This window comes from Eikenella glucosivorans (assembly GCF_016025525.2).
GTDB lineage: Bacteria > Pseudomonadota > Gammaproteobacteria > Burkholderiales > Neisseriaceae > Eikenella > Eikenella glucosivorans.
Genome location: NZ_JACSGR010000006.1, coordinates 37,516 through 50,159, shown reverse-complemented (window position 1 = coordinate 50,159; position 12,644 = coordinate 37,516). Strand labels below are relative to the sequence as shown.

Sequence of the window (12,644 nt, the reverse complement as noted above, 5' to 3'; positions counted from 1 at the left end):
CAGGGGCGTACAATGAAAAGGCTACCTGAAAATATCGCCTGCTACAGAATACACTTTTCAGGTAGTCTTTAATGAGAGTTAGTGGATTAACGTTGTATTTGCTGCAATTGGCGTAGAGCAGTTTGTGCAGCAGTATGTCCCTGCGATGCGGCTTTCCCATACCAATAACGGGCACGAGTGTAGTCTTGTGCAACACCCCATCCACTCTCATACAAAACACCAAGATTATATTGTGCAATTGCATCTCCTTGCACTGCAGCTTTTTCAAACCAATTACGAGCAGTAATATAATTCTTCGCTACCCCTTGCCCATTCGCGTATAAAACACCGAGGTTGCGTTGAGCAGATGCATATCCTTGAGTTGCAGCTTGTTCATACCAAGCACGAGCTCGAACATAATCTTGCTCTACCCCTCTCCCACGCTGATAAAAAACGCCAAGATTATATTTTGCACGAACAACCCCTTGTTCAGCAGCCTTTTCAAACCAATTACGGGCAATAACATAATCTTTTTCTACTCCTTGTCCATTTGTGTACAAAACACCAAGATTATATTGTGCAAGTGCATTTCCTTGGACTGCCGCCTTTTCAAACCAAGAGTGAGCACGCGTATAGTCTTTTTCTACTCCATGCCCATCAAAATACAAAACCCCGAGCTTATATTGTGCAGTTGCATTTCCTCGCTCCGCCAATGGCAATAATATTGCTACTTCACGATTATAGTCCCGCCGTTCATGAGCAATAGCTACCTGCTCCAACTGTCGTTGTCCTATCTCCGGTGCAGTTACTGCAGGAAGTGATACCGTCAGCAAACATACCATCAAAACAGATTTTTTCATTTTTATTCCTTAAATTAGATAAATCAGCGAGAAAATAGATTGTAATTATACGGCGTATATTTTAACTCAACTTTCCTTCATATCTAGGCCGCTACATAGCCTATAATCAATATTTATAACAACTTGAGCATTAAAATGCTATGACTGTCTAAAACATCACATAACTTATTATAAATAATCTACTTATTTTTGTATTTTACTACACGACTCATTCTTATTTTTATTTAAATGATTTCCAATATGTATCCATCATCAAGAACAAAACAATTTACTACATCCATTGATTTACTATGTCCACCGATATTCTAAACAATGTCAGATGTCTGCTAAATCTAGTCTTCAAACAAAATCTGTAAGTGTAAACAATACAATTGATTTCTACACATTCCTATTTCAGCTAGCTCCACAGCCACCCCGCAGGCTACCTGAAAACCTTCCCCGCCTCATCATCAAACGGCTTGCGCTGCCAAAACCTCCTGCCCAGCCGCCGCGGCACCATCGCCCCATCCCGCCCCAACACAAAATCCAGCTGCCCGCCGCGCGCCGTGGTGTAGAGCCGGATGCCGTGCGCCGAAAGCCGGTGGCGCACGATTTCAGCCGGATGGCCGTAGGGGTTGGCAAAGCCGTTGGCCGCCACCGCCGCTTCCGGCGCCACCGTGTTCAAATAAGCCGACGAAGAAGACGAACGGCTGCCATGATGCCCCAACACCAGCAGCTGGCTGCGCAGCGAAGCGCCGTATTGCCCCACCAGCCAGCGCTCGCCCGCCACGCCCAAATCCCCGCCAATCAGCAGCGCCTGCCCGCCCGCCACCACGCGCAGCACACAGCTTTGCTCATTATCGTCCGCCTCCGGGCTGCGCGGCGGCGTGAGAAACTCAAAATGCACCCCGTCCCACGCCCAAGCCGTATCGCCCGCGCACCACTCTGCCCCCTGCGCATACGCCTCCGGCTGCCCGGCATACAGCTTGTGCGGCGGCAAGGCTACCTGAAAAGCCGGAAAGCCGCCGTCGTGATCCGCATCATGATGCGACAGCACCAACACATCCGGCGCGCCCAGCCCCTGCGACCACACATTGGGCAACAGCTGCATCTGCGCTGCCCCCGCCGTGCCCGTGTCAAACAGCAGCCAATGGTTTTGCGTGCGCACCTGCACCGCCAGCCCCTGCCCCACATCCGTTATCCGCACCGCCGCCACCCCCGCTTCCGGCGCCGGCGCGCGATACAGGCAAGACGCCGCCAACACCAGCCCCGCCCACGGCCGCAAACCCAAGCCGCGCGGCAGCATCCACACCGCCAGCGCCGCCAACACCGCCAGCCAAAACAGCGGCGGCAAATGCGCCAGCGCCCCCGTCGGCGCCCAAGCCCCCAGCCACAGCACCGCCTGCATCGTATATTCGCCGACGGCCGCCGCCGTTTTCAGGTAGCCTGCAAACGGCAGCAGCACCGCCAGCAATGCCAGCGGCACCAACACCCAGGAAAACCATGGGATCAGCAGCGCATTGGCCAGCGGCGCCAGCAGCGGCACCACGCCGAAAGCCTGCCCCGCCGACCAAAAGCCCAGCAGCGTGGCCGCATACTGCCCACGCAGCGCCGTGCGCCACCTGCCCGCATACAGCCGCCCCTGCGCCGCCCAAATCAGCGCCGCCACCGTGCCGAAGGAAAACCAAAAGCCCACGCCCAAAGCCGAAAGCGGGTCAAACAGCAACACCGCCGCCAGCGCATATTGCCACGCCCGCCACGGCTGCGGGCTGCCGCGCCGGTACCACTGCCAGGCAAACACCGCCAGCATCAGCAGGCTGCGCTGAATCGGCACGCCGAAGCCCGCCAGCGCCGAATAAAACAGTGCCGCCGCCAAACCCGCCGCCAAATACCAACGGCGCGGTTCCGCCAGCGGCAAACGCAGCAGCACCAGCCGCGCCAGATAACCCGCCGCCAACGCCACCATGCCGATGTGCAGCCCGGACACGCTGATCAGATGGTTGATGCCCAAGTTGCGGAACGACTGCCAATGCTCATCCGCCAGCCCGCCGTATCCGCCGCCGCCCAAAGCCTGCATCAGCGCCGCGCCGTTCGGATATTCCTGCGCCGCCTGCTGCCAATCCTGCTGCCGGTTGTAACGCCAGTTTTGCCAACGCGCCTGCCAACCCGTGTCCGGCGGCAATGTCACCCGCTCGTTTGCGGCGGAAGCAATGCCGTCAATGCGCCGGCTCAGCGCCCACGCCTCGCGGTCGAAGCCGTTTGCATTGCGCTCGCCCACCGTCGGCCGCACCCGCACCGTCATCCGCCAGCGGCTGCCCGGCCGCCATTCGCGCAGCTGCCGGTCGGACACCAGCAAACGGTAGCGCTGCCCCTGTTCCGTTTCCGCCCAAGCCTCAAAACGCACCGCCTGCGCCGACATCTCCGCCACAGAGGCTACCTGAAAATCTAGCCGCACCCGCTGAAACTCCGGCTCGGCCGGCCATTGCTGCGCCAGCGCCAGCTGCACCCGCCACACGCCGTAGAGCAAGCCCAAGAGCAAACACCACGCCCCGCGCGCCCGCCGCCAGCAGCCGAGCAAACCCAGCAGCGCTGCCGAAGCGGCCGTGATGGCAGCAAAATGTGCTGCCGGCAACCAAAATGCCAGCAGCACACCCGCTATCCACCACCACAACCCGCCTCGAATCATTGCCATTCCTGCCGTGTACCGGTTTTACAAAACAGCCGCCTTTATAGCAAATCCGGCCAATGCTTGGCAAAATTAGCGCCCATAAATGCAAACCGCCGCCATGCCGGAAACGAAAGCAGGCAGGCGGCGGGCAAAAATAAAGCCTTGCACAAGCGGCAAGGCTTTAAATTTTCAAGTAACCGCTGGATTACTTAGCAGAGCTGGCAGCAGCTTCAACAGCAGCAGTAGCTTCAGAAGCAGCGCCTTCAACAGCGGCAGTAGCCTGAGAAGCAGCGCCTTCAACGGCAGAAGTAGCTTCAGAAGCAGCCTGTTCTACAGCAGAAGCGGCACCGGCAACTTCAGAAGCCATGGCTTCAGAAGCGGCGGAAGCAGCAGAAGCGTCAGAAGCAGCGGGAGCCGGAGCTTCGCCACCACAAGCAGCCAAGAACAAAGACATCAGGGCAGCGGCAAACAAAGATTTTTTCATGTTGAATTACCTCTAAACAAATTCAAGTTATAACTTTAAAAAATTCCCTATCTGCGGACCTCTAGCCGTCTCACAGATAAATTCCAATTAAGAATTGCTGCGCATTATCCGCTGTTTGCCCGTCGCTGGCAACGCAATTATCTTGCTCCGGTTCTCTATCGCCGCACCCGGCCGCTAGCAGAAAGCCGCACCAAACCGGGCATCAATTAACATATTTCACCCAGGCAACGGCACAATTCTATCCTTATAGCCAAAAAATATATATTTTTCATGCCAATATACTGCACTGCTTCTCTTTGCATATTTTTGCATTATACCTACACGCACGATTGTAAAACCCGTTTCCGCAAGCCGATTTAGCGTGTGCAAAAAAACAACAATTCCCGTTTTCCGCCTGCCCGGGCAGCATAATTTTGCCCAAACACGCCATGCCGCCCATTTAAGCAGACATCTCTTGCCAAAGATTTTAACTTGGCAGAAACTCAGCCTGGGCTATGCCAAGCCATTGGTCCATATCGTCGAAGCTTGCACTTTAGCTTCGCAAAAACTCATCCTTGGCTCCACCAAGACATTAGTTTCAGGTAGCCTCGTTATGCGCGCATAGCCCACGCCCGGCATTTGCCGCTAAAATAGCGCCCTTCTTATGCTTCATCCTTTGAAGCCAACATTTTCAGGTAGCCTTATATATGCTCGTCCTCGGCATCGAATCCTCCTGCGACGAAACCGGCGTGGCGCTCTACAGCACCGAACACGGCCTTGTCGGCAACCAGCTGCACACCCAAATGGCCATGCACGCCGAATACGGCGGCGTGGTGCCCGAGCTGGCCAGCCGCGACCACATCCGCCGCCTCGTGCCGCTCACCCAAGCCTGCCTGCGCGAAGCCGGCAAAAATTATGCCGATATCGATGCCGTTGCCTACACCCAAGGCCCCGGCCTCGGTGGCGCGCTCCTGGCCGGCAGCGCCTTTGCCAACGCCCTTGCCTTCTCGCTGGGCAAGCCCGTTATCCCCGTACACCACCTCGAAGGCCACCTGCTCTCCCCGCTTTTGGCCGAAGACAAGCCCGCTTTCCCCTTCGTTGCCCTGCTCGTATCCGGCGGGCACACCCAATTCATGGCCGTGCGCGGCATCGGCGACTATAAACTACTCGGCGAAAGCGTGGACGACGCCGCAGGTGAAGCCTTCGACAAAACCGCCAAACTGCTCGGCCTGCCTTACCCCGGCGGTGCCAAGCTCTCCGAACTCGCTCGCCTCGGCCGCGCCGATGCCTTCAGCTTCCCGCGCCCCATGCTGCACTCGCACGACCTGCAAATGAGCTTCTCCGGCCTCAAAACCGCCGTGCTCACCGCCGTGCAAACCGTGCGCGCCGAACACGGCGGCCAGCTGCCCGACCCCGTGCGCAACGACATCTGCCGCGCCTTCCAAGACGCCGTGGTGGATGTATTGCTGGCCAAATCGCGCCAAGCCCTGCTGCACACCGGCTACCGCACGCTGGTGGTGGCCGGCGGCGTGGGCGCCAACTGGAAGCTGCGCGCCGAGCTCGCCGCGCTGCAAGTGCGCCCCAGCCCCAAGGGCCCGCCTGAAGCCGTGCGCACCTATTTCCCGCCGCTGCCCCTGTGCACCGACAACGGCGCCATGATCGCTTTCGCCGGCGCCATGCACCTGCAAGCCGCCCTCCCCGCCGTCGGCTTCAACGTGCGCCCACGCTGGCCACTGGCGGAAATCGTGCGCTGAACGGTGCCGCATAGTTTCAGGTAGCCTACATTGGATTGGGTAAGGCTACCTGAAAATGAAGCTTCAACGAGGTGAACCGATGGCTTGGAATAGCTCAGACTGAGTTTCTGCCAAACTAAAAGTTATCCGCGCTGTCTAAACGCCCTTTCCCTGTTCCTTATCCAAAATGAGGCTTCTAATTTTCAGGTAGCCTCATCTGCCTCAGATTAAGGCTACCTGAAACCTGTTTTCCCCTTTAGCAGCAACCCCTGCTTACATTTTCAGCTAGCCTCCGCCCCGCCAAAAACCCTTTCCCGATAGCACGTTTGCCCGATTTAACCGCCGCAGTGCTGGCGCAAGCCCGAACGCTGCTTTACAATCCGCACATTCCGCCCGCAAAGCGGCTACTGCAAAGGATTTCGCGATGTCAAAAAAATATTTCGGCACCGACGGCGTGCGCGGCGAAGTGGGTAAATTCCCGATCACGCCCGATTTCGTGTTGAAGCTGGCCTACGCCGCCGGCCAAGTGCTGACCAAACGCGACGACGAACACAAGCCCACCGTGCTCATCGGCAAAGACACCCGCATCTCCGGCTACATGCTGGAAACCGCACTGGTGGCCGGCTTCACCGCCGCCGGCGTGAACGTGATCCAAACCGGCCCGCTGCCCACCCCGGGCGTGGCCTATCTTACCCGCGCCCTGCGCCTTTCCGCCGGCGTGATGATTTCCGCCTCGCACAACCACTACGCCGACAACGGCATCAAATTCTTCACCGAAGACGGCATGAAGCTCTCCGACGAAATCGAGCGGGAAATCGAACAGCAGCTCGACCAGGAAATGCACACCGTCTCCTCCGACCAGCTCGGCCGCGCCAAACGCGTGAGCGGCGCCGACGAACGCTACATCGAATTCTGCAAATCCACCTTCCCCGCCCGCTTAAACCTGCGCGGCCTCAAGCTGGTGGCGGACACCGCCAACGGCGCCGGCTACCACGTCGCCCCCAAAGTATTCCACGAGCTCGGCGCCGATGTGATCGAAATCGGCAACCAGCCCAACGGCTTCAACATCAACCACAAATGCGGCGCCACCTACACCAAAACCCTGCAAGCCGCCGTGCTGCAAAACGAAGCCGACTACGGCATCGCGCTGGATGGTGACGGCGACCGACTGATGATGGTAGACAAACAAGGCAAAGTGTACGACGGCGATTCGCTGATTTACGTGATTGCCCGCGCCCGCAGTAAAACCGGCTCGCTCACCGGCGGTGTGGTCGGCACGGTGATGACCAATATGGCGATGGAGCTGGCCTTGTCGCAGCAGGGCATCGAATTTGCCCGCGCCAAAGTGGGCGACCGCTATGTGCTGGAGCAGCTGCAACAGCGCGGCTGGCAGATCGGCGGCGAAGCCAGCGGCCACATCCTCTGCCTCGACAAACACAACACCGGCGACGGCACCATTGCCGCGCTGCAAGTGTTGGCTGCGCTGCAAACGCTGGATCAGGATTTGGCGTCCGCCGTGGATTGGCTGCCCTTCCCGCAAACCATGATCAACGTGCGCATCAGCAAAGGCCAGGATTGGCAATCCGCTTCCGCCGCCGCGCTGCAATCAGTGGAAACCGAGCTGGCCGGGCACGGCCGCGTGGTGCTGCGTGCCTCCGGCACCGAGCCGGTGGTGCGCGTGATGGTGGAAGCCCGCGACACCAAGCTGGCGCAGCGCTGCGCCGAGCGCATTGCCGAGAGCATCCGTCAAAAATAACGTAGATCCACAGGAACATACCCAACCATGCTCGACATCCTAGAAGCCTTGTTCACCCAATACGGCTACGCCGCCGTATTTGTGGTTTTGGTGGCTTGCGGTTTCGGCATCCCGATTCCCGAAGACATCACTCTGATTGCCGGCGGCGTGATTTCCGGCCTCGGCCACAGCAATGCGCACATCATGGTGGTGGTGGGCATGGTCGGCGTGCTCACCGGCGACGGCATGATGTTCATGCTCGGCCACACCTATGGCGACCGCATCCTCAAAGCCCGCTTCATCAAGCGCCTGATGCCGCCGCACCGCTACCTGCAAGTGCAGGAAAAATTCGACAAACACGGCAGCTGGGTGCTGTTTGTGGCGCGCTTCCTGCCCGGCCTGCGCACGCCCATCTTCATCACCGCCGGCATGAGCGGCCGGGTTTCCTTCTGGCGCTGGCTGCTGATGGACGGCCTCGCCTCGCTGATTTCCGTGCCCGCCTGGGTGTATCTCGGCCACTACGGCGCTGCCAACAAAGACTGGCTGCTGATGAAGGCGCACCAATTCCAACACATCCTCTACGTGCTCATCGGCATCGGCGCCCTGGTGCTGCTCTACTTCTGGCAGCGCAAACGCCGCCGCAGCCAATTCTTCCATGCCAAGCTGCAAGAGCTGCGCCAACAACGGCAGGCCGAGCGCGGCAAACGCCGCAGCGAAAACGAACCGGCCGAATAAGGCTGTTTGCACCGCATCCATTGTTGCCAAACTTTTTCAGGTAGCCTCTTCCGGAAGGCTACCTGAAAATATAGAGAGGATTTCGTAACGTTTGCTACGGTGGCAGCCCGCCATGCCTGCCGCTGCCTGATATATCGGAAAGTGGCAGAATCCGCCCTAAAGCCGTCAGCCGGGCATGATGTCCGGCTGTTGCCATCCACACCCGCCTCCGCCGAGGCTACCTGAAAAATGAAATTCACCCGCCGCCAACTGCTCGGCAGTGCCGCCGCCCTTTCCGCCGCCGCGGCCGCCTCCCGCCTGGGCCACCAATACCTCAACCGCCGCCCGAGCGTGCACATCAACCGCATCGGCCTGCCCTTCGGCCACCAGTTGCGCAACGGCCAGCTCCCGCTCGAACCCCAATCCGAACACCGCTGCCACACCCTCATCCTCGGCAGCGGCGGCGCCGCCCTTTCCGCCGCCTGGTATCTCGCCAAGCATGGCCAAAACAACTTTCTCCTCGCCGAAGGCATCGAGCGCAACGGCAACAACGCCGCCTATGTTTCGGGCAGCCTCTCCGCCCCCGCCGCCGCCCACTACCTCGCCCTGCCCTCGCTGGAAAGCATCTACGTGCGCCAGCTGCTCGCCGACCTCGGCATCCTGCTGAGCGGTATCGACCAGCCCGAGCCCGTCTATCGCGAAACCGACCTCGTCTACGCCCCCGCCGAACGCCTGCTCTACCAAAAACGCTGGCAATACTCCCTGCTGCCGAAAGAAGACGCCGACAGCCGACGCTTCCATGCCCTGGTCGAACGCCTGCGCACCGCCCGCGGCCGCGACGGCCTCAAAATCTTCGCCATCCCCGTTGCCCTCTCCTCCGCCGACGAAGAATGGCGCCGCCTCGACCAACTCACTTTCGCCACCTGGCTTCGGCAGGAAAACTACCGCTCCCCCGGCCTGCTCTGGTACCTCGACTACTGCTGCCGCGACGACTACGGCCAGGGCATCGAGCAAGTATCCGCCTTTGCCGGCCTGCACTACTTCACCGCCCGCGGCCACACCAACGAAGCCGTGCTCACCTGGCCCGAAGGCCTCGCCCACCTTTCCGAAGCCATCCGCCGCCACATCCGCCTGCAAACCATCGAAAGGCTACCTGAAAACCCTGAGCTCACCTTCCCCCAGCCCACCGCCCTGGATGCCACCGCCCTGCAAATCAGCGAAAACAGCGAAGACGTGGCCGTGATCCTGCGCCACAACCAAAGCGGCCGCACCAGCCTCGTCCGCGCCCGAAACGTCATCTGCGCCATGCCCCTGATGGTGGCCGCCCGCATCATCGCCCAGCCCCGGCGCTACGGCTTCTCGCTCAACCTGCCCGCCTACGCCCCCTGGCTGGTGAGCAATTTCGTGCTGCACAGCTTCCCCCAAGAAGCCCAACACAGCGAGCTCGCCTGGGACAACGTCGTGTACGGCAGCCGCGGCCTCGGCTACGTCGTATCCACCAACCAGCTCATCCGCGCCGCCAAGCCCGAGCGCAGCATCTTCACCGCCTACACCGCCCTCAACCACGATAGCCCCTCCGAAATCCGCCGCTGGCTGCTCAAAGCCGGCGAAGAAGAGCTGCTCGAACACGCCGCGCAAGACCTCATCCAAGCCTACGGCCCCAGCTTCTGGCGCCATGTCGCCACCGTAGACATCGGCGTGCGCGGCCACGGCATGAGCTCTCCCACGCCCGGTTACCTCGCCCAAGAAACCCTGCTCAAACTGCGCCGGCACCGCTCCCGCCTCCTCTTCGCCCATAGCGACCTGAGTAGCTATTCCGTGATGGAAGAAGCCGTGTACTGGGGCGTGGAAGCCGCCAAGAAAATCCTGCCGCGCTAAGCCGGCAACATCCCAACCTCCGCACACGATAAAGGCTACCTGAAAATCCACACACCCATTTTTCAGGTAGCCTTGAAACAGCCGGAAACGGTGTGCAAGATTTTGTTTTTTGTTACAATCCCACCATCGGCAACATCCCTTCCCACCTTTGAAAACAGGAGCGGCAAGATGAAACGGAACATCACCCACACGGCGGCGGGCGCATTGGCGGCGCTGCTGTTATGCGGCGCCGGTGCGGCTTGGGCACAACCCACACCAGCGCAAATTCAGCAACAAGAGTTCCAGCGGCAGCAAAACGAACTCGGTATGTATTACCAACAACAGCAGAATAATCGGCGAACTGCCCCGCACGGCCCCTCCGCCGCCGAAGTGCGCGCTTGGGAGCGGCGCGAGGCAGAAGTGCAGGCGCGCATCGCCCGTTTCCGCGCCACGCCGTATTGGATGGCAGTGGCCTACGAAATTCCAAATCGTCGGATCATGTATGCCGGCGGCTACCGCACTGAAGCCGAAGCAGTGGAGAAAACCATGCGTCAATGCGAGCGCGGCCACACCTGCCACCGGGTCGCCACCTTCGCTAACACCTGCGCCATGATCGCCTACCCCGACAACGGCCCGAAAACCCCATCCGACATTTTCGTGGGCAAACACCCAGACAGCCAACAGGCCATCGTGCGGGCGGTGCGCGCCTGCGAAGCGGTGCACGGCTACGACCAATGCAGCTATGCCGACGTGCAAACAAAAACGGGCAATGCTTTCTGCTCCGGCTACGAGTACGGCATTTACCAAAAGTAATCGTTGCCATCAAAAAGGCTACCTGAAATTTTCAGGTAGCCTCTCCATTTCCCGCAACGCTTGCCAATCATCCGCGCGCCTGCCGCACAAAGCGTTCCATCAAATCCCGGCTCTTGATGCCCGGCGCCTGCTCCACCCCGCTGGACACATCCAGCCACGCCGCACCGGTTTGCCGCACGGCTTCCGCCACATTGTCCGCGTTCAGCCCGCCCGACAGAATCCACGGCAGCGGCATGGCGTGCGGCAGCAGGCGCCAGTCGAACCGTTGCCCCGTGCCGCCGTATTGGCCTTCGATGTGTGCGTCCAGCAGCAGCGCGGCGGCATCGGTATAGCGCGCCGCCGCCTCGGCGATATCCTGTGCCGAACGCACCCGCACCGCCTTCCAATACGGCTTGCCGAACTGCCGGCAAAACTCCGGCGGCTCATCGCCGTGAAACTGCAATATATCAATCGGCAGCTGCGCCAGCACCGCGCGGACGTTTCCCGCCGATTCGTTCACAAACAGCGCCACCTTGGCCACTTGCGGCGGCAACGCCGCCACCACTTCCCGAGCCTGCGGCACGCTCACATAACGCTTGCTTTGCGGGTAAAACACCAGGCCGACGGCATCGGCGCCCAGCTCGGCGGCGGCTTGCGCGTCTTGCGGGCGGGTGAGGCCGCAGATTTTTATTTTCGGCATCAGGATTCCTTTCAGGTAGCCTTCCGGATGGGCGGCAGATATTTTCAGGTAGCCTTTGCGTTTTGCAGCACGGCCAGCAGCTTGGCTTCGTTTAAATGCCAGTGGCAGATTTCCTCATCGCCGTGCAGCAACACCGGCACCAGCTCGTTATAGCGCGCTTCCAACTCAGGATCATCATCCACATCAAACACTTGCAGTTCAAAACCATATTCAGCCTGATAGGGCTGCAAAGCGGCGCGCATCTGGTGGCACAGGCTGCAATATTCTCGGAACATCAGGGTGAGGGTCATGCGATTGCCTTCATACAAAACGTTTATAAATCAGGAAACAGCCAAGCGGGCAGCGGCGGCGTGGGCACGCCCCATTGCGGCGGATAGTCCACGCCGGTGAGGTAGAGGCCGTCGGGCATGAAGGTGGGCGGCGCCAGGCGGCGGCTGCGCGCGGCCAGCAGCGCGGCAAACTCGGGCACACTAAGCTTGCCGCAGCCCACATACACCAGCGCGCCCATGATGTTGCGCACCATGTGGTGTAGGAAGGCGTTGCCGTGGAAATCCACCGCCAGCAGCTCGGGCGTGCCGTGTAGCAACACGCTGTATAGGGTTTTCACCGGCGATTTGGCCTGGCACTCGGCAGCGCGGAAGCTGGAAAAATCGTGCTCGCCCACCAGCAGGGCGGCAGCTTGGCGCATGGCTTCGATATTGAGCGCGTAATGCGTCCAACCGGCACGGGCGGCCAACAGCGGCGAGCGCACCGGTGCCGATTGCAGCAGATAGCGGTAGCGCCGGCCGCAGGCATCGAAGCGGGCGTGAAACTGCGGCGCCACCTCGCGCACCTGCCACACGGCCACACCTTCAGGCAGATGCGCATTCACGCCGCGCACCCAAGCCTGTTCCGGCCGGCGGGCGGCGGAATCGAAATGCACCACTTGCGCCGTGGCGTGCACGCCGGTATCGGTGCGGCCGGCTGTGATAACGCTTATTGGCTCTTGGGCAATCGCGCTCAGGGCGTTCTCCAAGGCGTTCTGCACGGTGACGATGCCGTCGGCCTGTTTCTGCCAGCCGAAAAAACGGCTGCCGTCGTAACTGACGAATAGGGCACGGCGTTGCAGGGCGGATGAATGCATGAGATGAGACAGGAAGGAATGTGCGATTATGCTGCTTGGTT

Annotated in this window: 11 protein-coding genes; 5 read left to right on the top strand and 6 right to left on the bottom strand. The window is 59.9% G+C overall.

Features of this window, described 5'->3' with window-relative positions; genetic code table 11:
- Positions 1 to 86 precede the first annotated feature (86 nt).
- The 3 genes from H9Q10_RS08340 to H9Q10_RS08330 all read right to left on the bottom strand — a co-directional run bounded on the left by H9Q10_RS08340 (position 87) and on the right by H9Q10_RS08330 (position 3,970).
- Positions 87 to 839, bottom strand: a complete 753-nt coding sequence (locus H9Q10_RS08340; protein WP_197903510.1) for a tetratricopeptide repeat protein — start codon at positions 837 to 839, stop codon at positions 87 to 89.
- 421 nt (positions 840 to 1,260) lie between these two features.
- On the bottom strand, positions 1,261 to 3,510 hold the full coding sequence (locus H9Q10_RS08335) for a DNA internalization-related competence protein ComEC/Rec2 (protein WP_238480176.1): 2,250 nt from the start codon (positions 3,508 to 3,510) through the stop codon (positions 1,261 to 1,263).
- A gap of 181 nt (positions 3,511 to 3,691) precedes the next feature.
- On the bottom strand, positions 3,692 to 3,970 hold the full coding sequence (locus H9Q10_RS08330) for a hypothetical protein (RefSeq protein ID WP_197903509.1): 279 nt from the start codon (positions 3,968 to 3,970) through the stop codon (positions 3,692 to 3,694).
- A 686-nt stretch (positions 3,971 to 4,656) separates the two neighbouring features.
- Here H9Q10_RS08330 and tsaD point away from each other — a divergent pair.
- From tsaD to H9Q10_RS08305, 5 genes are all read left to right on the top strand, one after another.
- Entirely contained in the window at positions 4,657 to 5,703 is a 1,047-nt protein-coding gene (gene tsaD, locus H9Q10_RS08325; protein ID WP_197903508.1) for a tRNA (adenosine(37)-N6)-threonylcarbamoyltransferase complex transferase subunit TsaD, read from the top strand.
- 403 nt (positions 5,704 to 6,106) lie between these two features.
- Positions 6,107 to 7,438 (top strand): phosphoglucosamine mutase, encoded by a 1,332-nt coding sequence (gene glmM / locus H9Q10_RS08320; RefSeq protein WP_197903507.1) that lies wholly within the window; start codon positions 6,107 to 6,109, stop codon positions 7,436 to 7,438.
- 27 nt (positions 7,439 to 7,465) lie between these two features.
- Positions 7,466 to 8,152, top strand: coding sequence for a DedA family protein (locus tag H9Q10_RS08315; RefSeq protein WP_197903506.1), 687 nt, complete (start codon positions 7,466 to 7,468; stop codon positions 8,150 to 8,152).
- A 228-nt stretch (positions 8,153 to 8,380) separates the two neighbouring features.
- A complete protein-coding gene (locus H9Q10_RS08310) occupies positions 8,381 to 10,009 on the top strand; it encodes an FAD-dependent oxidoreductase (protein WP_197903505.1) in 1,629 nt (542 codons plus the stop codon).
- A 168-nt stretch (positions 10,010 to 10,177) separates the two neighbouring features.
- Positions 10,178 to 10,801, top strand: a complete 624-nt coding sequence (locus H9Q10_RS08305) for a DUF4189 domain-containing protein (RefSeq protein ID WP_197903504.1) — start codon at positions 10,178 to 10,180, stop codon at positions 10,799 to 10,801.
- A 67-nt stretch (positions 10,802 to 10,868) separates the two neighbouring features.
- Here the strand turns inward: H9Q10_RS08305 and H9Q10_RS08300 are convergent, their stop codons facing one another.
- The 3 genes from H9Q10_RS08300 to truA are packed head-to-tail and all read right to left on the bottom strand — an operon-like array spanning position 10,869 to position 12,603.
- Positions 10,869 to 11,480, bottom strand: coding sequence for a phosphoribosylanthranilate isomerase (locus H9Q10_RS08300; RefSeq protein ID WP_197903503.1), 612 nt, complete (start codon positions 11,478 to 11,480; stop codon positions 10,869 to 10,871).
- A gap of 44 nt (positions 11,481 to 11,524) precedes the next feature.
- Positions 11,525 to 11,770, bottom strand: coding sequence for a glutaredoxin family protein (locus tag H9Q10_RS08295; protein WP_197903502.1), 246 nt, complete (start codon positions 11,768 to 11,770; stop codon positions 11,525 to 11,527).
- Between the two features lie 23 nt (positions 11,771 to 11,793).
- Complete coding sequence (truA, locus tag H9Q10_RS08290) at positions 11,794 to 12,603, bottom strand: tRNA pseudouridine(38-40) synthase TruA (RefSeq protein ID WP_197903501.1); 810 nt, start codon at positions 12,601 to 12,603, stop codon at positions 11,794 to 11,796.
- Positions 12,604 to 12,644: the final 41 nt, after the last annotated feature.